Source organism: Chryseobacterium sp. HNCC26DJ241, from assembly GCF_057180505.1.
On the sequence record NZ_JBXUGL010000029.1, the window covers coordinates 18,386 to 41,713 of the forward strand.

Annotated in this window: 18 protein-coding genes; 8 read left to right on the plus strand and 10 right to left on the minus strand. The window is 34.5% G+C overall.

The window, feature by feature from the left end:
• Nucleotides 1–8: 8 nt before the first annotated feature.
• The gene (locus AC2A1C_RS12695; protein ID WP_484026130.1) at nucleotides 9–1,004 is read left to right on the plus strand and encodes a DNA-directed RNA polymerase subunit alpha; all 996 of its coding nucleotides are present in this window, start codon (nucleotides 9–11) and stop codon (nucleotides 1,002–1,004) included.
• A gap of 6 nt (nucleotides 1,005–1,010) precedes the next feature.
• A complete protein-coding gene (gene rplQ, locus AC2A1C_RS12700) occupies nucleotides 1,011–1,544 on the plus strand; it encodes a 50S ribosomal protein L17 (RefSeq protein WP_484026131.1) in 534 nt (177 codons plus the stop codon).
• A gap of 60 nt (nucleotides 1,545–1,604) precedes the next feature.
• Here the strand turns inward: rplQ and AC2A1C_RS12705 are convergent, their stop codons facing one another.
• Entirely contained in the window at nucleotides 1,605–1,970 is a 366-nt protein-coding gene (locus tag AC2A1C_RS12705; RefSeq protein WP_484026133.1) for a hypothetical protein, read from the minus strand.
• Between the two features lie 110 nt (nucleotides 1,971–2,080).
• Here AC2A1C_RS12705 and eno point away from each other — a divergent pair, with 110 nt between their 5' ends.
• Complete coding sequence (gene eno, locus AC2A1C_RS12710; RefSeq protein ID WP_484026134.1) at nucleotides 2,081–3,373, plus strand: phosphopyruvate hydratase; 1,293 nt, start codon at nucleotides 2,081–2,083, stop codon at nucleotides 3,371–3,373.
• 207 nt (nucleotides 3,374–3,580) lie between these two features.
• A complete protein-coding gene (locus tag AC2A1C_RS12715) occupies nucleotides 3,581–4,867 on the plus strand; it encodes a citrate synthase (RefSeq protein ID WP_484026136.1) in 1,287 nt (428 codons plus the stop codon).
• 59 nt (nucleotides 4,868–4,926) lie between these two features.
• Here the strand turns inward: AC2A1C_RS12715 and AC2A1C_RS12720 are convergent, their stop codons facing one another.
• The 7 genes from AC2A1C_RS12720 to AC2A1C_RS12750 form a co-directional block, all read right to left on the minus strand.
• Nucleotides 4,927–5,460: a hypothetical protein gene (locus AC2A1C_RS12720; RefSeq protein ID WP_484026138.1), complete on the minus strand. Its 534-nt coding sequence runs from the start codon at nucleotides 5,458–5,460 to the stop codon at nucleotides 4,927–4,929.
• 77 nt (nucleotides 5,461–5,537) lie between these two features.
• A complete protein-coding gene (locus AC2A1C_RS12725; RefSeq protein ID WP_484026139.1) occupies nucleotides 5,538–10,562 on the minus strand; it encodes a hypothetical protein in 5,025 nt (1,674 codons plus the stop codon).
• 179 nt (nucleotides 10,563–10,741) lie between these two features.
• Nucleotides 10,742–11,059 carry a helix-turn-helix domain-containing protein gene (locus tag AC2A1C_RS12730; protein ID WP_484026141.1) on the minus strand — a complete coding sequence of 106 codons (318 nt, stop codon included), beginning with the start codon at nucleotides 11,057–11,059 and terminating at the stop codon, nucleotides 10,742–10,744.
• A 70-nt stretch (nucleotides 11,060–11,129) separates the two neighbouring features.
• On the minus strand, nucleotides 11,130–11,567 hold the full coding sequence (locus AC2A1C_RS12735) for a hypothetical protein (protein ID WP_484026142.1): 438 nt from the start codon (nucleotides 11,565–11,567) through the stop codon (nucleotides 11,130–11,132).
• A 17-nt stretch (nucleotides 11,568–11,584) separates the two neighbouring features.
• Nucleotides 11,585–12,022 carry a transposase gene (locus AC2A1C_RS12740; protein ID WP_484026144.1) on the minus strand — a complete coding sequence of 146 codons (438 nt, stop codon included), beginning with the start codon at nucleotides 12,020–12,022 and terminating at the stop codon, nucleotides 11,585–11,587.
• 265 nt (nucleotides 12,023–12,287) lie between these two features.
• On the minus strand, nucleotides 12,288–12,617 hold the full coding sequence (locus AC2A1C_RS12745) for a DUF4870 domain-containing protein (RefSeq protein WP_484026145.1): 330 nt from the start codon (nucleotides 12,615–12,617) through the stop codon (nucleotides 12,288–12,290).
• Nucleotides 12,618–12,709: 92 nt separating this feature from the next.
• On the minus strand, nucleotides 12,710–15,979 hold the full coding sequence (locus tag AC2A1C_RS12750; protein WP_484026146.1) for a beta strand repeat-containing protein: 3,270 nt from the start codon (nucleotides 15,977–15,979) through the stop codon (nucleotides 12,710–12,712).
• A gap of 669 nt (nucleotides 15,980–16,648) precedes the next feature.
• Here AC2A1C_RS12750 and AC2A1C_RS12755 point away from each other — a divergent pair.
• The 4 genes from AC2A1C_RS12755 (at nucleotide 16,649) to AC2A1C_RS12770 (ending at nucleotide 20,884) form a co-directional block, all read left to right on the plus strand.
• Complete coding sequence (locus AC2A1C_RS12755) at nucleotides 16,649–17,668, plus strand: helix-turn-helix domain-containing protein (RefSeq protein ID WP_484026147.1); 1,020 nt, start codon at nucleotides 16,649–16,651, stop codon at nucleotides 17,666–17,668.
• Nucleotides 17,669–17,813: 145 nt separating this feature from the next.
• Nucleotides 17,814–18,728 carry a dimethylarginine dimethylaminohydrolase family protein gene (locus AC2A1C_RS12760; protein WP_484026149.1) on the plus strand — a complete coding sequence of 305 codons (915 nt, stop codon included), beginning with the start codon at nucleotides 17,814–17,816 and terminating at the stop codon, nucleotides 18,726–18,728.
• Between the two features lie 45 nt (nucleotides 18,729–18,773).
• Nucleotides 18,774–19,502 carry an SDR family NAD(P)-dependent oxidoreductase gene (locus AC2A1C_RS12765; RefSeq protein ID WP_484026150.1) on the plus strand — a complete coding sequence of 243 codons (729 nt, stop codon included), beginning with the start codon at nucleotides 18,774–18,776 and terminating at the stop codon, nucleotides 19,500–19,502.
• 17 nt (nucleotides 19,503–19,519) lie between these two features.
• Nucleotides 19,520–20,884, plus strand: a complete 1,365-nt coding sequence (locus tag AC2A1C_RS12770; protein WP_484026151.1) for an amidohydrolase family protein — start codon at nucleotides 19,520–19,522, stop codon at nucleotides 20,882–20,884.
• A 119-nt stretch (nucleotides 20,885–21,003) separates the two neighbouring features.
• On the opposite strand, the gene AC2A1C_RS12775 is transcribed toward AC2A1C_RS12770, so the two are convergent.
• Nucleotides 21,004–21,546: a hypothetical protein gene (locus AC2A1C_RS12775; RefSeq protein WP_484026152.1), complete on the minus strand. Its 543-nt coding sequence runs from the start codon at nucleotides 21,544–21,546 to the stop codon at nucleotides 21,004–21,006.
• A gap of 53 nt (nucleotides 21,547–21,599) precedes the next feature.
• Nucleotides 21,600–23,141, minus strand: coding sequence for a T9SS type A sorting domain-containing protein (locus AC2A1C_RS12780; RefSeq protein ID WP_484026153.1), 1,542 nt, complete (start codon nucleotides 23,139–23,141; stop codon nucleotides 21,600–21,602).
• Nucleotides 23,142–23,328: the final 187 nt, after the last annotated feature.

A 23,328-nucleotide genomic window follows, 5' to 3' on the forward strand; every position in this document is an offset into this window, starting at 1 on the left:
CAAATAACATGGCAATTTTACAATTCATAAAACCCGATAAAGTAATTCTTTTAAACTCTGATGAGTTCAAAGGTCAGTTCGAATTCAGACCTTTGGAACCAGGTTTTGGGCTTACCATCGGTAATGCTTTGAGAAGAGTACTTCTTTCTTCTCTTGAAGGATATGCTATTACGTCTATCAAAATTGAAGGTGTAGAGCACGAGTTTTCAACCATTCCGGGAGTTATCGAAGATGTTACAGAAATTATACTTAACCTTAAGCAATTAAGACTAAAAGCCAAAGCTGAAAATCAAGCAAATGAGCAAGTATCAGCTAAAATTTCTAAACAAAATACTATAACTGCTGGTGATATAGGAAAATCAATGAACGGATTTGAAGTTTTGAATCCTGAATTGGTAATCTGCAACCTGAACAAAGATGTAAATTTTGAAATTACTTTCAATATTGAGAAAGGTAGAGGGTATGTTCCTTCTGAACAAAATAAATCAAACAATGCTCCAATGGGAACTATTGCTATTGATTCTATTTTTACCCCGATCAAAAAAGTTCAGTATGCAGTTGAAAATTATCGTGTAGAGCAAAAAACAGACTACGAAAAATTGATTCTGGATATTGAAACTGATGGTTCTATCAGTCCTCAAAATGCTTTAACAGAGGCTTCAAAGATATTGATTTATCATTTCATGTTATTCTCCGATGAGAGAATTACTCTTGAAACTGAAGCTGTAAAAGCATCTATCCAATACGATGAAGAAACTTTACATACAAGACAACTTCTTAAATCTAAATTAGCAGATATGGATCTTTCTGTAAGAGCTCTTAACTGCTTGAAGGCTGCTGAAGTTGAAACTCTTGGAGAGTTAGTTTCTTATAGTAAGTCTGATTTGATGAAATTCAGAAATTTCGGTAAGAAATCTTTGACAGAACTAGAAGAATTAGTGCATTCAAAAGGTCTTAACTTCGGTTTTGACGTTGCAAAATATAAACTTGACGCTGATAATTAATTAACAATGAGACACGGTAAAAAAATCAATCACTTAGGAAGAACGGCTTCTCACAGAAGCGCATTGCTTTCTAATATGGCTTGTTCTCTTATCGAGCATAAAAGAATCAACACTACTGTTGCTAAAGCGAAAGCTTTGAGAGTATATGTTGAACCAATCTTAACTAAAGCTAAAGAAGATACTACACATAACAGAAGAACAGTTTTCTCTTATCTTCAGAATAAAGAAGCAGTTGCTGAACTTTTCAGAACAGTTGCTCCAAAAATTGCTGAAAGAAATGGAGGATATACAAGAATCATCAAAACTGGATTCCGTCCGGGCGATGCTGCTGATACTGCTCTTATCGAATTGGTAGATTTCAACGAGCTTTACAATCCAAATGCTGAAGAGAAAAAAGCAACAAGAAGAAGCAGAAGATCTGCTGCTCCTAAAAAAGCTGAAACTACAGTAGTAGAAGCTGCTCCTAAAGCAGAAGAACCAAAATCGGAAGCTACTGAAGAACCAAAAGCTGATGCAGCTGAGGAAAAAACTGAGGAATAATTAAGATTTTTTCAGATAAATAAAAAACCGTTTCAAAATTTTTTGAAACGGTTTTTGTTTTTATAAATCCTTTACCAAAGGAATCACATTATCACCTTGGATAATAAAAACAGAATCACCTTTTATTTCAGCCTTTACTCCATTTCTTTCATATAAAGTTTCAGTTTTTTTGTCCAGCTGAAATTTTTTACCGTTGGCCTGAATTGTCATCGTTTTTTCGTTAGGAGTGTCTACAATTTCAACTCCGGCTCTGGTTCCATCCGTTCCTTTATAGGTTTGAGAAATTCGTGTTTCTATTTTTCCATTATCGTTGGTGACTGTTTTTTCTGAAGTTCCTTCCGAAGTCACAATTTTATTACTATCCGTTGATTTTTTACAGGCTATTATTGCGGAAAATAACGCTGCGGATAAAAGTATTTTTTTCATAATATTAAGTTTTTATTAACTCATCAAAAATTATACTAAAATAGTATGCAAATCTCTCTAAATTTATTTTAAAAATAATTAATTTTGCACCAAATTTAAAATAAAAAACAATGAGTTACATTTCTTACATTGAAGCAAGACAAATTCTGGATTCCAGAGGAAATCCTACAATTGAGGTAGATGTTTTTACAGAAAGCGGAGCGATGGGTCGTGCTGCTGTTCCTTCTGGAGCATCTACAGGAGAACATGAAGCAGTAGAACTTCGTGATGGAGGTTCGGAATTTTTAGGAAAAGGAGTTTTGAAGGCTGTCGAAAATGTAAGAGAAGTAATCGCTCCCGAAATTATCGGACTTCCGGTTTACGATCAAAATCTTATTGACAGAATTATGATCGATTTGGATGGGACTAATAATAAAGGAAATCTTGGTGCAAATGCAATTCTTGGAGTTTCTTTGGCTGTTGCAAAAGCTGCAGCTACAGAATTGAGAATGCCACTCTATAAATATGTTGGAGGTGTAAATGCAAACACTCTTCCTGTTCCAATGATGAATGTAATTAATGGAGGTTCTCACTCTGATGCTCCGATTGCATTTCAGGAATTTATGGTAATGCCGGTAAAGGCGGATTCTTTTTCTCATGCTTTAAGAAAAGGAACTGAAATTTTCCATAATTTGAAATCTATTCTTCATTCCAGAGGTTTGTCTACTGCAGTAGGTGATGAAGGTGGTTTTGCTCCAACATTTACAGGAACGGAAGATGCTTTAGATACTTTGCTTAAAGCTATTGAAAAAGCAGGTTACAAACCTGGTGATGATGTGATGATCGCTTTAGATTGTGCTGCTTCAGAATTTTACAAAGACGGAATTTACGATTACAGAAAATTCCAGACTCCGGATTCTGCACAATTCAGCAGCAGCGAGCAGGTTTCTTATTTAGCTGAATTAGCAAATAAATATCCAATTATTTCCATTGAAGACGGAATGCACGAAAACGACTGGGAAGGTTGGAAAATGCTTACCGATAAAATTGGTGACAGAGTACAATTAGTAGGAGATGATTTATTTGTAACAAACGTAGAAAGACTTTCCAGAGGAATTAAAGAAAATACAGCGAATTCTATCTTAGTAAAAGTTAATCAGATCGGTTCACTTTCTGAAACTTTGGATGCTGTACAAATGGCTCAGAATAATAAGTATACTTCTGTAATGTCTCATCGTTCCGGAGAGACTGAAGATGCTACTATTGCAGATTTAGCAGTAGCTTGTAATTGTGGTCAGATCAAGACTGGTTCTGCTTCACGTTCTGATAGAATGGCAAAATACAACCAGCTTTTAAGAATAGAGGAGGCTCTTGGTGAGACTGCGGTTTTCCCAGGTTTGGATGCCTTTAAAATTAAAAGATAAGAAAATATAAAATAGTAAGTAAAGCATCTGAATTATATTCAGGTGCTTTTTTGATTCTGTATATCAGGTTTTTAAGGATTTAAGTCTGATTGTGTTCAGAGGATAATTTGTGATTTTTTTTAATAGAAATTTTTAATGATTACATAATTTAAATCAGATTTGATTTTTCACACTAATTCCTTATATTTAGCAAAAATTTTCAAAAAAATGTCAGATAATAAAGTAGTATTGAACTATGATGGAAATTCTTATGAGTATCCTATTGTAGACAGCACAATTGGTGATCGCGGAATAGATATTTCGAAGCTGAGAGATCAGACCGGACTTATCACCTTGGATTTAGGATATAAAAATACGGGTGCTACTCTGAGTGAAATTACTTACCTGGATGGAGATCAGGGAGAACTTTTCTATAGAGGGTACCCAATTGAGCAAATTGCAGAAAAATCAAACTTTACAGAAGTGATGTATCTTCTTCTTCATGGAGAGTTACCAAACAAGTCACAGTTTGAGCAATTTGAAAATAATATTAAAGAATATAATTTCATAGCTGAGGAAATGAAGAAAATAATGGATGCTTTTCCTCGTTCTGCACATCCGATGGGAGTTTTATCTTCGCTTACTTCTGCACTTACGGCATTCAATCCAAAAGCTGTAGATGTTACTTCCAAAGAAGATCTGGATCACGCAGCAGAGTTAATGATTGCAAAATTTTCTCACCTCTGTGCATGGACTTACAGAAAAAAACAAGGATTACCTTTAAATCATGGAGATAATAACCTTAACTATGTAGAGAATTTCTACAAAATGGCTTTCAGGCTTCCATACGAAGATTTTGAAATGAATCCTGTGATTGTGAATGCTCTGGATAAATTATTAATTCTTCATGCGGATCATGAGCAAAATTGTTCTACTTCTACAGTAAGAATGGTAGGATCTGCTCATACCGGTCTTTTTGCTTCTATTTCTGCGGGAGTTTCTGCACTTTGGGGGCCACTTCATGGAGGTGCAAACCAAGCGGTGATCGAAATGCTGGAATTGATCGAAAAAGATGGGGGAGATGTTGCAAAATATGTAGCAAAAGCTAAAGATAAAGAAGATAATTTCCGTTTGATGGGATTCGGGCATAGAGTGTACAAAAATTTTGATCCGAGAGCGAAAATCATTAAAAAGGCTGCGGATGATATTTTAGATGCTTTAGGTATTGACGATAAAGCTCTGGATATTGCAATGCAACTGGAAAGAGTAGCTTTGGAAGATGATTATTTTGTAGAAAGAAAATTATATCCAAATGTAGATTTTTATTCAGGAATTATTTATAGAGCTTTAGGAATTCCGACTGATATGTTTACAGTGATGTTTGCATTAGGAAGATTGCCGGGATGGATTTCTCAGTGGAAAGAAATGAGACTGAAGGGAGACCCAATCGGAAGACCAAGACAGGTTTATCAAGGTGCTCAAAAACGAGACTATATTTCAATGGAAAGTAGATAATTAAAAAAGACTGACAAATTTTTGTCAGTCTTTTTAATAAAATATGAAATCTCAAAGCTTTATGGTTTCCAATAACTCCATACATTGCCATTAAAAACAGCAACCTGATGTGCTGTGGTATCATAAACAATCATCCCAGCTGATGGGCTTATAATATTAAGATGCGGACTGGCTACTTTAGGAAGTATCATTGCTTTATTGGTATCGGAAAGCACCAAAATACCAGGAGTGTTATTTGTTGAGCCGTTAGAACCAATTACAACTTTTGCATTAGGCTTGTCAGATTTAGTATCTTGTATACTAGTATCTACAACACCATTATTGTTGGAAAGATCTTTCCATACTCCATTTTCTCTAAATTTTACTGCTTTGCTGGAAACATCATATATAAAAGTGCCATCTACTACTCCCGCTGTTTCCACTGCAGATACCGAATCTACCCATGGCAATATTAGCCCCCTATTTTCTAAGGAGCTAAATTCTAATGAAGCAGAGATAGAGCTGGGTGTGCTTCCGCCTATCACAACTTGGGCAGAAGATATTGCAGATATCAATATGATGAAAATATTCAATATTTTTTTAGTTTTTACCATAATGTATAATTTTAATTGATATTTGAAAAATTCAACCACAGGAAAAAATAATTCCAATGGTTGAAAAAATTTATATTTTAATTTGGACATGTTTGTGTTGATAGACACTTCCATCCATATGTAACGCCATTATCTGTAGTAGTATAGATTTTTAAACATTTTGCTTCTTCATCATATACTATCATACCTTCCGTAGGATTTGCAATTGCATTTACCTGTGCTGATGTAGGAATTCTGTTGATTACAAAACCTTTGGTTTTTGCTTCTAATACAGTCCATGCACCTTTGCGTATCATAGGCCAGTTGTCTGGATTTTGATTTCCGGCTCTTCCCAGTGCAGTAATTCCATATTTAGTATCCAATGCCTGACCGTTAGTATTTGCGGGATTATAACATATCAAAGTAAAAGTATCAGAAGTAGAAGAACAAATACAATTATTATTTGCTGAAATCCTGGCAAGAACTTTTACCGCATTCGTACACATAGTAACCGGTAAAGAAAAATTTTCTGTTACTGATGTTCCTGCTGGAATACTTCCTGTCAAAGTATAAGAACCTAAAAATTGTCCTGTGGAAACACCATTGAAATCAGCACAATAAAAATCTACTTTCACAGGATTTGTCGGATTAGTATTGGTTTGGTTTATTGCCGAAGTATTGGCTACGGTAATACTGCCCGATAACAAGCCTGAAGAAATAGTACCACTAATGGCATTTATATTCAACACCGGATTATCAATGGTAAAATTGTAATTGTAGCTTCCTGTTTGCACTACGATTTGTGAACATGTTCCTGTAATTTCTGTAGGACAAGGAATGTTTCCTGCTACATCAAAGCCCCTTATCAGTATAGTATTTGCACCACAGTTTGTAGGCGAGATTTTCTTAATGTCTATACTATATATCAGTTTATCTCCCGAAGTCATTCCACTTGGAATTTTTAAAACCATATATTTTGTTCCGTTGATACCATTGGTATATACTCCCACCACAGTAGGACAGAAAGTAGATGTGCAGTTTACAGTAGTACTTACAAAATCATAGCCTGTAGGAAGATCAATCTGCGTGGAGGCAGTATTTCCTGTGGAGGTGGTGCTTACGATTGTTTGCTCTACCGGAAGCGCAAGTGGCGTATTACAATTATCGAACGTACCTATTGGTGATAAGTTTATTTTGCTGGATACAAGATAATCAGGTGTAGCTCCAACCACGTCTAATGATCCTGTATAAGTTGTTGCTCCATTTCCTGTAGCATCTGCACCACAGGTTTTTTTTGCATACGGCGTTAGTGAAAGGTTAGACCCTGATACAAATGTACAATCTGTAATTATGGCGAATTTTACAGGTATTAGCCTTTTGTTGGAATCTCCACCATCATTTAGTGTTCCTGGCAATCCTGCAGAAGGATAGTTAGGGTGTGTGGTGAGGTCTGCCGTAATGATATTACCTGCTGTTGTATAATTTACCGCCGCCCAATTATTAGCACCTTTAGGATATTCTGCCAATAGAGTTCCTGGTACTATCGATGCGCCTTGAGGCAATGTAATATCCAGTTTTACATTGATGAGGTTTCCTGCACCGGCAGAGTTTATTTCATATTGGTAATTGAGAGGAGAGCATATCCCTGAAAGAGGAATAGAAGGTTGAGAAACAGACGACAATTGAACCTCTCCTGTCTGTGGGATGAAAGGTAAAGTTACCGAACTTGGTGTACACAAATAACTATCAGGACTTGTTGGATATCCTGCACAATCCCAGCCTGAAAGTACAGTAATAGCATCGGCAGTACAGGTAGTATAGGTAAAATCAATACGGATATCCTTTGTAGCTGAAGACGTTAATGAAGAAGCAACTTGATACCATTTGCCGTTAGAATACGCAGTTCCTGTTAAAGAGGTATTGGTTGCTAAATCAACTACATTAGTAATTGTTACATTAGGATTATTTTGAATAGCCACCCACACATTATTGGCTGCACTAGCACCTGTAGAAGAAACCCTTACGGTAAAACTCTCTGTAGGGAGGGATGCTTGTATTGTACCAGTTTGGTTACTTAATGTGGTTGCTGGTTTAAGTATATAATTACTTGTAGTTGCTGCGCTTATGAATGATTGCTGTATAATTGTTGCATCCGGAATACCAGGTATTGCAGGCGCATTTTGATAGCTATAATAATAGGGTCTTACCTTCATTGTAAGTGCCGGAATACTTACAATACCAGTATTGGCACCACAGTTAGCTACAATAGGAATAGTAAAACCATAGGATGTACTAGAGTGTAAATTTTGATCGCTCAATCGCCATGAACCATCATTGGTATAGGTAAGCACATTACCTGTAATAATTGGAGCAGGAGGATTATAAGAAAAACTACTACCTCCATCATTAGTCCCAGTGAAAACAGTTAATCTTGAAGCATCATATGAGAATCCTGTTGGCAGAGTAAATTTCATTTCATCAATATATGCAGCAGGTCTAAACTCATTAGGAAAAGGATCTGTTTCTGTTGGTATGAATTGCACATATGAACCAGTGAGTACACCACCTGTACATCCTGAACCTAAAGTACTCTGTGCAAAAAATTGCACACTCTTACCAGGATTAGGTATTATATAAAGTTCGGCAAGTCCTCCTCCGCAACCCATAATGACATTGGTAGCATCCAGATTATAAAATTTAGCGTTTGGCGAAAGTGCTTTCTCTATGTTGGTTGGAGTTACGGCTGATCCTGTGTATTTTACATTCATATTCAGAGTGTAGGTATCTCCTGGTTCAAACATAAATCCAGCAGGTAAAAGCGTACCAATTAAAGAACCAAAATTGTAGGTATAAGTTTCTTGCGTAGCTGTAACATTACTTGTTGTAGGTGTCGGTAGTGGTAATGCATATACATTTCCTGTACTTGCATCGGTAATAGTAACGGTGGAAGTATTTAAAATGTTTAAATACGCATTGGAAAGACTTGGTCTTTCAAAGTTGATACTTAAGTACATATTATTAAATGTTGCTCCCGCTGCTTGGGTACCGGCCATTGTAATTATTGCTTCATCATTAGTTAGTAATCTTTTTAATGATCTGGCTGGTAATGAAGCTGCTGTTACATGGGTAGAAAGAGTGTTATTAGTCCAACCCAGTGTTGTTCTTTGCGCAGTGGGAATAGTACTTATTACTCCACCTGCTGTTAAAGAAGGACAAGGACATAAATTATTTATTTTGAAAGTGCCACATTCCAATAAATTTTCGTAGGATGGGCAAGTAGTACTGAAATAAACAAAACTGTACGGCATAGATATATCGCCACATACAGAGCTGTCAGTTATGAAGTCTACATAAAAACTTTGGGTTTGAAAACTATTATTGTTGTATAAAAAGGTTAAGGTAACATTATTCCCCGTCTGTACAGCAGTTACAGCGTTTTGAGCTCCGGTAATAGTAGCCTGATAAAAAGCATTGGTACTAGAAAGACTTATACCTGCAGGTAAGGTAAAGCGAAGCTGTAATCGACCATCGGCTGTTGAACCAGGCATTCTGTTTTCATTAAGATTGATTAAAAAGCGTGCTGTAAAAGGTGTTCCTACCGCTACACTCGGAGTACTTATCACCATTGTATTGTCAGCACCAGATAACATATAACGTAAGCTACTTGCTGGTGTTGGATTGAAATTAGAAAAAGTTGTACTACACTGGTTGCTATAATCTATACGTGCATTGGGAACTACATCTAAACTAGAATCATTGACACAAGTATGCGTGAAAAAACTGTGTGTTGCATCCCACATCATTTGGTAATCAATTATTAAAGTAGCACCTTTAGGCAAATCATCAAATTGCCCGTCACCATCAGCATCAGTCAATCCACCTGTGCCATCAGGATCAGAGGTTAGTTGTGATAAATCCAGTGTCCACCCTTGTGTTCCCGTTCTGGGATTAAAACTAACAGGTACTCCATTGATAGTAAAATTGGTTAAATACGCTGGACCAGATTGTACTGCGGTTGTGGGAGTTGGCCATGTTCCTGTTCCTAATAGTGTTTTAATGTTAAAGGCAGTTCCTGCACCTGTAGTATTTTCAGAACCATTGTTTACATAAGTGTAACGCCAGGTATCTCCTGTACAAAAATCTCCGGAAGAAACACGGGTGAATGTTAAACCAATATTCGGAACTCCTGTAGCCATAGTAACTCCGGCACTACCTGTTACCGTTTGACACCAAGCAGAACTTGTACTGCCGCAACCCCAACCCGCTGCATAATTTGTAGCAGGATTACAGATTTTTACTTTATAGGTTTCGGTAATGCTAAGGTTTTCACCAAAATCAAAGCTACCTCCAGAAAGATTGGCAGCTGTGATTGTATAGTAACTTGTTGTTCCTACCGTTGAAGTAGGTGTTAATATTACCGGAGTTCCTGTACTTCCTGAACCTCCTGTCAGCTCTAAAGCGGTTTGTTGTATGCCATTAGATGGATAATCTATAGAAAAGTGGACCTCTGTTGCCTCTCCATTACCACCGTTTGAAATGGTAAAGATTCGGCTGTATGTTTGCCCTACAACTGCATTGGTTTGTGTGGTAGGCTGTGTAAAACTAAATACAGGATAGGAAATGGTATAAGCTGATGATGAACTTGTACTGGCAGTTTGCCCTGTAATAGTACCTGTAACCTCATCTTTGAAAGTAGTTCCGGCTATAGCTGCCGTACGTGCGGAACACGTGGCTTTACGATCTATAGTAAAAACAATATCATCACCAATAGCGATGGCATTACTGAGCTTAAACTTGGGTGCTTGTGCAGTACCACCATTTTCGACGATGGTAAGTCCCGCATTGCTGCTAATAGTAGCTAAAGATCCACTTACATATTCTATACCGGTAGGTAACGAAATAGTGATGTCTGCTCCTGTGGAAGACGAAGCGGCTGCACTTAGTCTTACCTGTAATTGGGATGAACCGTTACACACTGTAAGGTTTCTGGGGTTAGTAACGGGAGCAGTGGAAAAATTTGGAAATCCAATAACAAAGGATTGGGCAAAGGTGTTCAAAAAGAACATGATGAATAAGGTAATCCAAATTTTTACTGAGAGGAAATTAATAGTGTTCCTTTTCATTATTTTATTTTTAATTATATAATTATTTTGAAAGGGCAAAAGAGAAGTCATAAGGATTGTTGGAAAATTCCTTAGTCAATATTTTTTTGCTTTAAATGATTAAATTTTAAAGTCTTGGACTTTTAAGATTTACTTGAAATTCTTGTTTGTATTAAAGTATAATAAAAACAATTTTTCACCTATATTTCTTCTGCAAACCATTTTTTCCATTGAGCAATAGTGTTTCTGCTTACTTTATATTTCATAGAAATAGATTGATTGGAGAGCATATTCTTTTTTTGGTAAAGCAATATTTTTATAATACTTTTTTTATCATAGGATCTTAGTTTTTGATTCTCCGATATATAATTGTTGCTATAGATAAAATCGTTAATTTTTATAATATCAAGATGTGAATGATCTTTACCGGAAAAAAAACTTTTTACTTGTTGGGTTTCCATTTTTTCCGGAAACTTTTCTAAAATGATATCCTTGTAAATGTTAATATAATTAGGCATGAGATTTAAGTTATGAATTAGAAGCTAGGAATTAAGGATTTAGCAGTTAGAAACTAAATATTTCTAATTACTAATAGTTGTTAAAAGTTTTTTCAATAACTAATAGATCTGTTCGCCTTATGTTATCAATTGGAAAATGAATTTTCACAATTTTCTCATCGTCTTTCTGTACTTTGATGATGAGGTAGTTATACCAAAAAGATTTTTGTACACGTATGGTATTAATTTTATTCAGTGGCATTTCTATTTGGTTTTTTAGATTCTTTTTTTGAAATATTCCATAGCTTTTCAGCGAGAGAACTTCACCCGAGTTTTCATATTCAATATATTTTAGACGGAATATTCTTATAATGCTATAGACAATGAAGGTAAAGCCGAAATATTTTATTTTACCGAAAATATCAGAAGAGAATATTCTGAATCCTAAAAGTGACACAATGATGAGCAATAAAAAAATGCTATGGGTCAGGAAAAGAAATTTGATGATGCTTTTGTTGTTGATTTTCATGATTTTGTGTTTGTTATTTATTTAGATTCTTCTGTTACATTATGTTTTTTTAACCATTTGTATAGAGTTGTTTTTGGGATTCCATAGCGTTCTATCACTTCCGGAATGCTTTTCTTTTTATTTTGAATCAGATCAATCAGATAATTGATGACCTCCCGAGTATAAATGTTTTTCCTGAAAACAGGCAGATCTGAAGGTTGTGGTGTTGGATTTTTGCACGGAGGAGAATAGAGAATCAAATGTCCGGTATATATCCTGAAAAAGTCATAATCCAGAAGTTTGCACCATTTTAGTAATTCGGCTGCACTGATATCTTCATTGCGGTAATATTCTTCAATTTTTTCTTCACTGGTGCTAAAAAACTTGCAGATTCTGTCGGAATTGATACTGCTTTCTTTTACCTTGAGCTCTATATATTTTCCGATATGGATGTACTTTAAGCTTTTATCAATCATATGTTTTTTGCGTTTTTTTGATTTTTTTCAGAAATTGATAGAACAAGCCATCGTACTTTGTTTTGGGATGACGGCTTGTTTTTGGAAAGAACCTATGAAACTAACTTTCCAAAATGTATAAATTATCAACTATCAATTTGTTTTAATTTCTCATTTCTGTTTTTACAAGAACATTTTCTGATCTTTTAGCTTTGCTTTCTTTTTTTTTTACATTCTCTTTTTTGTGTTTTCGTCGCCTTTGTTTATTATTCGTTTTTCGAGTTGGTCATTTATGGAGAAAAGAGAATTTATCATTAAATAAAATTCCGATAATTGGCAGAACAGTGATTTTATTATTCGCAGCATTGATAATACCTGTTATGATAAGCACAAAAAACAGGACATTGACGTATGACAAAGGTGCCAGAAAAGGAACCATTGTTGTAACTATTGAAATGATAATGCTTGTGACCAAGGAAATAATGAACATACCAAGACTTTGTTCCAAATGCTTTACAAGAAGAGGAGTTCTGGATTCATTTTTTGAACTAAAGTATGCGACCAGCCATCCGATAATGGTGATGTAGCTGATAATGGATAATGTTTTTTGATTCATAATTTACTTTTAAATAAAAATTCTTAATTTTTGTGGTATTAATTAGATTAGTATTTAGGGAGAGAAAGAATTTCTCTCCCTGATTTTTAGTTCTATAATTTAATTTTGAGATCTCCTGCTGCGGTTTTATAAACATCCCCTGTTACCAAACCACCTGCACCTGCTGTTGCATCATCTGCATATGTAGCCAAACCTGTAAAATTAATATCCTTAGCTTTGATGGTACCGTTTACTTCTAATTTTTTGGTTGGATTGGTTACACCGATACCGATGTTACCTGCCGGTGCGGCTAAAGTACCGTTCATGTTATTACCGAAAATAATATTACCGATATTCATTTGGTTGCTTCCGGTACTAGATGTAACATCGGTATTGCTACCAATAGCAATATTATTATCACCGGCTGTACTATTTAGCAAAGCTTTATATCCTAATGCAGTATTCTTTGAGCCTCCTACAGTAACTCCCCCAGCAAATGCGAAAGTTCCTACAATTGTATTATAGTTGGATGCAATACCTATAGTGCCCATAGCTTCTGCGCCAATTACTACATTTTCTGTGGCATTTGCTAAAACTTGTAAAGCTCCTCGTCCCATTACAGTATTTTTACCTCCTGCTGTTAAGTGTCTGATTGCGCTTTCTCCAATAGCGGTGTTACCATCTGTGGTTTTATTGCTGTTGAGGGATGCATATCCTAATGCTGTATTTAATGTTCCAGTGGTGTTACTTTCTAAAGATGTTTGCCCTACAGCAGTATTATAGCTTGCAGTATTTGACTTTAAAGCCTGCGACCCAATACCTGTATTATTAACCCCTGAAATATTACTTGATAATGCAAAGTTACCAACAGCGGTGTTTTGGAAGCCTGTATCATTGTCTTGTAAGGCTCCTGTTCCAATAGCTACGTTCTGCTGTCCTGTAGTATTAGAAAACATCGAGGAAGATCCTATAGCAATATTATAAACTCCTGTGGTATTTTTTCTAAGAGTAGAAGATCCTACAGCTACATTCATTTGTCCAGAGGTATTAGAAAGCATAGATGCAGATCCTATTGCAACATTATAGATTCCTGTAGTATTTTGATTGAGTGCAGTATCTCCTATAGCTACCAGGTTACTTCCCGTGGTGTTCGTTACTAATGTATTAGCTCCAACTGCGGTGTTAGATGCTCCTGTAGTATTTATTCTTAGTGCATTTACACCAAAGGCACTATTGCTAGATCCAGTAGAATTAAGGCCTAATGCACTGTATCCAAAGGCACTGTTACCACTGGCAGTAGTATTTTCTCCTAAAGCTAAAAGACCAAAAGCACTATTTTGTGAACCAGTAGTGTTAAGCTCTAAAGCACTTGTTCCCAATGCACTATTAGAACTCCCAGTAGTATTGGAGTATAAAGCGCCGCTTCCTATGGCAACATTTTGTTGCCCTGTAGTATTTTTAAGTAAAGAAAAATTACCTACAGCAGTATTGCTACCTCCCGAAGTGTTGTTTGAAAGTACATCTTGACCGATAGCGATATTGTATGTACCTGTACCTACACTGGTACCATTGCTTCCAACTCCTGCATCTTGGGTAATATGGTTGCTAGTACCTACCAAACGTAAATCGCTGATAAAAGAAGCTGTTGTAGCCGTTGTTTTCTTCAACACACCGTTTGCATCTACGGTTACGATATTATCGGTTGCAGAACCTGCTGTCAATCCTTCAAAACGAACTGGGTCTGTGGTATCATACACATGAAGTCTGTTTGTTGGCTTTAGTTGACCAATACCCATGTTATTGGTAGTTTTTGTAAATACCGCAACATCTGTTGTATTATTCCTTATTACCATGTTTCCTTCTTGAGGACCGACACCATTAGTACCACTAGAATTGTTTCCTCCAACGCGCATAGACCATGCTTGTCCTGAAGTTCCGGTGTTTGTTAATCCGATATAAGCGACGCCATTATCGTTATTGTTGGTAACATTCATAATAGATTGTCCAGATGTACCTGCTGTTACTGTAATGGAATGCGCAACACTCATATCACCATTTATAACACCAGTGCGTCCAAACTGAGATTGTCCGTAAACATCCAGCAATTTAGTAGGGGCATTGATACCAATACCTACATTGCCCATCTGATAGATATTTTGTGTGTTGGAAGTTGCTCCTGTATTGGTAGCCTGATTATACCAAGGTTCTGTAGAAGAACCTACAGATGATGCAGAAACGGTTTTCAATACTCCCGTTGCATCTACTGTAACAATGTTATCTGTTGCAGCACCAGTTTGTAATCCTTCAAAACGAACAGGGTTTGCGGTGGCTGTTACGTGAAGCAGATTGGTTGGTGTATTGGTACCAAAGCCGGAAAATCCTTTAAAATAATTCTTAAAATCGTTATCGATATATATACCATATCTGTTGGTAATAGTACCTGTATTCCCATTGGTAACTCCCATATAATAACCGTAATAATCTGTAATAGTTCCTGCTCCTTGGTTATTTGGAGTTAAATTAATACCATAAAATCTAGAGGTTGTTCCTAAAGAACCAGTTCCGTTACCAGCAAAAAGATTTAAGCCGGACATTACGGCAATAGAACCTGTACCATCTGTGGTGAGAGCTGTTGCAGGACCACGATAAGCATAAATACTTGCACCTGAAACATCTCCACTTGGTTTTGTTCCTCCTGCTTCTGCTGTTAGATTTAGTCTTGTGGTAAATGATCGTATAGAGCCTGTACTGGATGTCCCAGATTTTATATTTGTATCTAAAATATTTCCTATACCAAAAGCTGGTTTAGGAGGATTATTGGTTGGATTTCCATCTACATCATCATTACGGTATTGGATTCTTATTCCTGAAAAGTTATTCTGCATATTGGAGTTATACACCTGAGTAGAATCTCCGATTACAATACCTCCGTGTTTATTGATATGCATCCTGTATTGTCCATTGGTTTTGAACATAAGATCATTATCATCATTTGTCCCAATATAGTTGGTACCTCTTGTTGTTCCAGAATTTCCTGTTGTTTTCCATGCATCATTCGTTGCTCCTTTAAAGACTTGCCAAACCGTTCCATCAAAATAATAATATCCGGGAGCGGAGACATTTATTACTTGTCCGGATAATGCAGAAGCGGCAGCTGTTATGTATACCATCGCTCCGGTTTGGTCTGTAGTGTAGGTTTTTGCAGAAAGTTGGTCTCCGCTAATTCTGGGAGCGATCAGTCCGTCTAATTGTGAAGCATCAGTTGGTTTTCCTGTTACATCTAATGTTGCTTTTGGATTTACGGTGTTAATCCCAACTCGCCCTTCTTGAGCTAAAGCAAATGAGCTAAAAAGAAGAGCAATGGGGAAAATAGTTTTTCTCATCAAGTTATATTTTAAAATTAATTTTCAAATCCTGTTGTATGTGTTAAAACAAGATGCTGAAACTATCCTGTTTTTTCCGGACTACAAATTTTTATCTTTTTTTAAACGAAAATGATAAGTCTATCAGTCAATTCATTGATTGATTGATTTTTTTTGTTATGTTTTTGATTAACAGGTTTTTACAAAACGTAAAATGATAAAATTTAGAAATTAACTTATATCAATTTATGAATTGACTTATTGCATTTTGCGAATTGTCTTATGCAATACATTGGATTATGGAAGGAAATTTGCTTTACCTGAATTTTTAGTATAAAAAAGTGATTTTGTATCTTTGAAACATTTGATTTAATTTAATTTTTTTTTGAATAAAATTTTATAGTTTATTTAAAATATTGTGTAAGTTTGAAAAAAAAAGAAAAACTTACAGGAAAAACTTAGATAAACTAGTCTTTAATACAGAATTGAAAATAAGACGTTAGCTTATCATCTACCCGCAGGAATCTGGTAAATTCTAAAAATAGGGGAATAGATATATAAGTAGACGTTCACGTTTTTTGGCGTGGGCTTCTCTTGTTTGTTTCCCCTATGGTTTTACCAGAACCTCTGCAGATAAATAAGATGCTTTGCCCCACGCTTTATTTTTCAGCTGCTTAATATCTGTAGCATATGGAAAATTTCGAAAAAGAATTGAATGAAAAACGAAATGAGTTTGGAAAAATATTTACATACTCTATTTTGGGAATTTTTGCATTTTACAATATTTTTGCATTTATACAGATATATATAGGAAAACCACCGATTATATTATCCCAAAAAGTTTTGTTTTTTTTATTTTTGGCAACCATCTATTTGAGTTTTTTTATTTATAAAGCACAATTCAATTTCTGGAGGATATATAGTATAATTATCATTTCTTTATTGGTGTGTGTATTTTATATAAGCATGATTTTATGCCACGTCTCCAAAGTAATTTTCATGTTTTATGTACCTATTATTGCAATGATTTTAATGCTTACCTCTATAAGGGTAGCATTTTTTGTTTCACTGGGTGTTATTCTGCTCTGTTTTTTTACTCCTGCTTTTTCCGAATTATTAGATATTTCACATCCTAAAAAGCTTTCTGAAGAATATCTTTCTAATTTAAAATACCGAGAATATATTATCATTTGCATTTCTATTTACCTGTCCTTTCTTATTCTTTATTATTATAATGAATTCAATAAAATAGAACACAAACAGCAACTTCGCCAATTAGTAAATCCTCTACTGCATGACTTACAAAATGAAAGTTTAAAAAGACAAGATATAACGAAATTAAAATACAATCCTGAAGACAAACTAAATACTTTGTACGAAAGCATCATAAGATGCATGGAAGAGATAAAACCTTATCAGGATCCTAACTTTAATATTAAAAAATTAGCAGAATTATTAGAGACCAATACTACTTATATTTCCAGAGCATTAAATACTATTGGAAATAAAAAATTCAGTCAATTGGTAAATGAATACAGAATCAGTCAGGTGAAAGAAGAAATAGCAAATAATGCTCATCAGAGATTTACTATAGAACATATTTACACAAGAGCAGGATTTACACAGCAATCTACATTCAATCGTATTTTTAAAGAACAAACAGGCAGTACTCCTTCAGATTATATTGATAGTATTAGTGCTAAATTTTAAATGCTTAACAATTCAAAATTGGGATTTAGGAAATCAGAAAAGTAAAAGACAGGTTGATCTCTAAATTTTGCTACCGAAAAAATAATGTAGTACGAAATTTTTGGTATTAGAATCCTTTCTTTATATTTGTCTACTTCACATCTTTATGAAACTGAATATAAAAAACGAATCCGGAAAGCTGAAAAGCGTTGTACTTGGACAGCCAAAATCAATGGGGTCAGTTCCTACTTTGGAAGAAAGCTATGATGCAAAATCATATCATTCCATAGAGAATAATATATATCCCAAAGAAGAAGACATCATCTTCGAGATGGATGCTTTTGAGGCCGTTCTGAAAAAATATGACGTAGAAGTATTACGTCCTAATGTAATTAAGGATTACAATCAGGTTTTTGCAAGAGATGTTGCTTTTGTGATTGATGACAAAATGATTATTTCCAATGTCATTAAAGATCGAGCTGATGAGCAGGACGCATATCGCAAAATTTTTGAAAAAGTGCAATGGAGAAAGATCATCAATCTTCCGGAAACTGCTCATATAGAAGGAGGAGACGTCATTGTCTGGAATGATTTTCTTTTCATCGGAACTTGTTATAGTGAAGATTATAGAAATTTTAAGACGGCAAGAACCAACGAATATGCTATTGAAATTTTGAAAGAATATTTCCCTAAAAAAAGAATCATTGATTTTGATTTAAAGAAAAATGACACCAAACCTTTTGAAGGTGTTTTGCATCTAGATTGTACTTTTAATCCTTTAGGAAAAGACAAATGTATCGTTTATAAAAATGGTTTTGTAGATGAAAGCGATTATCATTTGATTCTCGATATTTTTGGAGAAGAAAATTGTTTCCATGTCACGGATGAAGAAATGTTTGAAATGTACCCGAATATTTTTTCTATTTCTCCTGAAGTTGTGGTTTCGGATAAGGCTTTTACCAGAATGAACAATCATCTTCGCAATGAATGGGGTCTTACTGTGGAAGAAATTCCGTACCGCGAAATTTCCAAAATGGGAGGATTATTAAGGTGCTCTACAATGCCTTTGATACGGGAATAAATTCATGTTTTTTCAATCAAATGATGCGTTGCATCTGTGTTATCTGTGAAAAATAAAAAAACAGTTCTCATTCTCGGAGCCAATTCCGATGTTGCCAAACAGTGCATCAAACAATATCTTGAAAAAGGATTTTCGGTAATCGCTGCTTCCAGAAATACAAAATCTTTGGAAAATTTTGCGCAGGAAAATCAGCTGGATCAATCAAAATTTACAATTTTACATTTTGATGCGGCAGATTTTGATTCCCATCAAAAATTTTATGATGAACTTCCTGTAAAACCAAACATCGTGGTGTATGCAGCAGGATTTTTAGTTGAAAATCATGAAGCATTGAGAAATTTTAATGGAGCTAAGCAAATGATGCAGGTCAATTATATGGGCGCAGTTTCCATCCTGAATATCGTTGCAATGGATGAAAACAACAAAAATTTGGAAAGAATTATTGGATTATCATCACTTTCGGGAGTTCGCGGAAGAAAAAGCAATTTCGTTTATGGAAGTACAAAATCGGCTTTCACACAATATTTAGCAGGATTGAGACAGGAATTAGCTTCAAGAAAAATTAAGGTGAACGTTTTAGTGATTGGTTATATCAATACCAAAATAAATGCAGGTCTGGAACTCAACAAAAATCTGATAATGGAACCGGATTATGTTGCAAAATTTGTTGTGAATGCTGGAAATTCTTTTACCATTGTCCCGAATTTTAAATGGAAAATGATTTATTGGATTCTGAAATTTTTACCTGAACGATTGGTAGCGAAATTACCATAAATGCTATAAAAACACAAATGAAACCTATTTTGCTATTGTTTTCTTTGTTGCTTGTTTTAAGTTGCAAAACCAGCAAAATGTACGATCTGAAAATCACCGATGGAGCAATTCTGGATGCAAAATCAGGAGAGATTATTAAGAATAAAACCATTCTGATTAAAAACGGGAAAATTCAGGAAATTGTAGGAAATAAAACGAATTACAAAAGCAAGGAAACTCTTAATGTCAGCGGAAAATTAGTAACTCCAGGTTTTGTAGATACTCATATTCATCCAACGGATGTATTTGGAGATTATGAAAAAGCACCGGAATTTTTACCTGAAAATAATTTACCAACTTTAAGAAAAAATTTATCAGATCAATATTTACCTTACGGAACAACCACTGTTTTGACAATGGGACAGTCTGAAAAATGGCTAAAACCTCTTGTAAAATGGCAAAATAATTCTGATTCTGACAATGTGGATTTTTATGTTTGTGGAGGTGCATTAATCTCAAAAGACAATAGAACGCCTTATATAGCTCATACTGAAGTTACTTCGCCAGAAATCGCGAAGAAAAAAATTTTGGAATATCATTCTTTGGGAATAAAACGCATCAAATTGTATTATCGATTAAAAGAGCCTGAATTTTCTGAAGTAATTAAAACCGCAAACCAACTTAACATCCGAATGTATGGTCATATCGGAGATTTTAGCTCGGAATATTTAACCATTAATCAAACTTTGAAATTAGGATTGACTAATTTTGAACATTTAGCAACCATTCCAAACAGTGTGATTACTAATGATGATGATTGGACTTTGCTGGATAAACAGTTTAAAGATAATTACGGAGAAATCAATAGTGAATCCAAAGTAATAGAATTTTTTCTGGAGCAATTCAGATTTATTGATGAGCATAAAACGGCTGAAATGCAGGCTTTTATTCAGGAATTGAAAAATAAAAATGCTACTTTTTCTACCACTCTTCACAGATTATACGAACAATTTGAATCCACTTTTTTTACTCAACCGAAAGACAACACTTTAACACCGAAACAACTTAAAAGAACAAAAGAAAACTTTGCCATAATGATGAAATTTGTAAAGCAAATCAATGATAAAGGTGTTGAGTTGAGATTGGGTTCGGATCTTCCAAATGGAGGAAAAGCCAATATTTCTGAGCTAATGATTTTAGCAAAATACGGTTTCAGTATTCAGGAAATTTTCAAAATTGCTACCTATAGCGGAGCAAAAGCTATCGGAATCGAAAATGAGGTCGGAACTATTGAAAAAGGTAAAAAAGCAAACCTGATTATCTGGAATAAAAATCCTTTTGAGGATTATCTGAACTTTAATGCCAGAATGAGCGTGATGAAAGACGGTAAATTAATCAAATAAAAAAGTCCGTCTCATAACTAGTGAAAACGAACTTTTTTTATGATTTTTATCGACCTACCTCCAAGAATGGTTTTCTTATAAAGGATTCTCAACCCACATTATTTAGTTGTGAGAATAACTCAAAATTTTTTCTCTTTTGAATATTTTTTTACGATGGAGACTAAGTTTTCATAATTTTCTCTTCCAATTTCTTTTTCTTCAAATAAAAATGATTGCAAATTTTGTTCAAAATTTACTATAAATAAATCTTTTGCATATTCATATGAAGTTTTTCTCCATATTAACTTTTGCTCCATAAAAGAATTTTTAAAAAACATATAACTATCTGTTAGTTCTAATAATGCAACATTGTTATTTTCTCTACATTCTTTAATAGTTTCATCTATTTTTTTAAAAAAATGCTTTTTGTTTCTAAAATATTGAAATAATAGCACATACAATATTGTAATTAAAATGGTTACAAGAATTAAGGATATAGTTGACGGTTCTCCCTTAACTAAATATGAAAAAATAGTAGTAAGAATCATTATTAAAATATAAACTACAATTCTTTTAATTTCTCCTATACCTTTTTTCCAACGATGATAAAAGAAAGTTTTAAGTTGCTTTTTGTATAATTCCTCATTAAGAGGTATCTCTATAATTAATAATTTTTCTTCCATTAAATTTTTTATTTTAAAAAGCGGAGAATTTTCCCCGCTCTTATAAGTTAGAATTATTTAATAAAATTTTCTGATTTTGCAATTTTCCCATTTACTTTTAATACACATAAGTAGCTTCCTTTTGGTAGGTTTAGTTGGTCTATATCAATCTTTTGGATGTATTTTCCATAATTCTGATATTCATTAATTATTTCTTTTATCAGCTTTCCGGATTTGTCATATACGTTTATTTCAACTTTTGATTTGTCGTGTAGTTTGTAAGAAATATAGGCTTCTTCGTTTACAGGATTAGGATAAAATGTAATAGCATTATCTTTATGATCTGTAGTTTCTGATGTATTCAGGAACATAGTATCGTTTACAATAGCTGTTAATATTCTGCTACTTCCATTCAACTTGTCGCCCCATATTGGTCTTATTACGCCGTTTTTCGCATCAATATTAGTATAATCTCCAAAAAATATTTGACTATTGGGGATGAAAGAAGTCGTATTTATTTTAATATTGGTAAATGTTTGTCCGCCATCAGTAGATCTTGCCATATATACATCGGTGGTATTGTCGGAAAAATTTCTTCTATCATAGAAAACAAAATATAAATAGCCATTACTTTGATCTATCGCCATCCAAGTAAGAAACTGATGTTTTCCTGAATTATCGTTGTTTACCTTAATAGGAGCAGACCAAGTATTTCCATTATCTGTGGATTTACTTAAAAAAATATCGGTATTATTAACTCCATTTCTTTGGTCAGACCAATTTACATAAATAGTTCCACGATAGGGACTATTGCTTACATCGCAAGCAGTAATAGGAAGCCCATTGCTACGATCCAATCCCGGAATAGTATAATCCCAGCCATTAGGAATGGAAGAAATTAAAATGTCATTAGAAAGCCAAGTATTTCCTCCATCTAAAGATCTGTCAAAAACTAAACCTGCCGGTCCAGCCCAAGATACATAGATTTCATTATTAGGGCCAATTGCAGGAACAGCTCCTTCTACAGTATTATCCTCGTCCACACAATCTCCATCTATCTGATTTATTTTAACCGCATTGCTCCATGTATTTCCATTATCCGTAGATTTGGAAAACATGATAGAGGTTTTATCAGCAGGATCAGTACTTCCATAGCTGTCAAACTGTGTCCATGTCATGTACAGATTATTGTTTTTGTCTACAGCCAGCCATTGCTTATCTTGAGCTTTTGCACCATTGAGACCGGCAAAACTACCATTGTTATAGCTCGCACCTCCATTTGTAGATTTTTGAACGACGATTCTATCTATCCAGTTACCGTTGGAAGGATTGGATAGATGAGCAAAAAATAAATTATTCTGATAATCAAATAGTAAAGTGGGATCTCCCCAAACACCATATGTAGAGGATAGAGTGCCTTTTGTCCAATTCAGTCCCCCATTTGTAGAATAGTAATAATTGTTGATATTAGATCCTGCAGCCATTATATTAGTATTGTTGGGATTAATGGCAATGCTTGGTTCTGTAGGAGTTCCGGTATGTATTACAATATTTTGTTGGGATTTGATACAAATTGCAGTAATGAGTGAAAAGATAATGGTGTTGAGTTTTTTCATGATTAGATGTTGCTAATTTAAAAAATAAAAAAATTTAATGAAAGACGATATTTCGATTATAATATTTTGGGGATAAATTTAAACTTTTTTATTGTAACGGAATCAAATCGGTTTTTTGATTTGTATTTTAGTAAAAAATTGTGGGATTGAAAACGAAGTCGGAAATATTGAAAAGAAAAAACTAGCA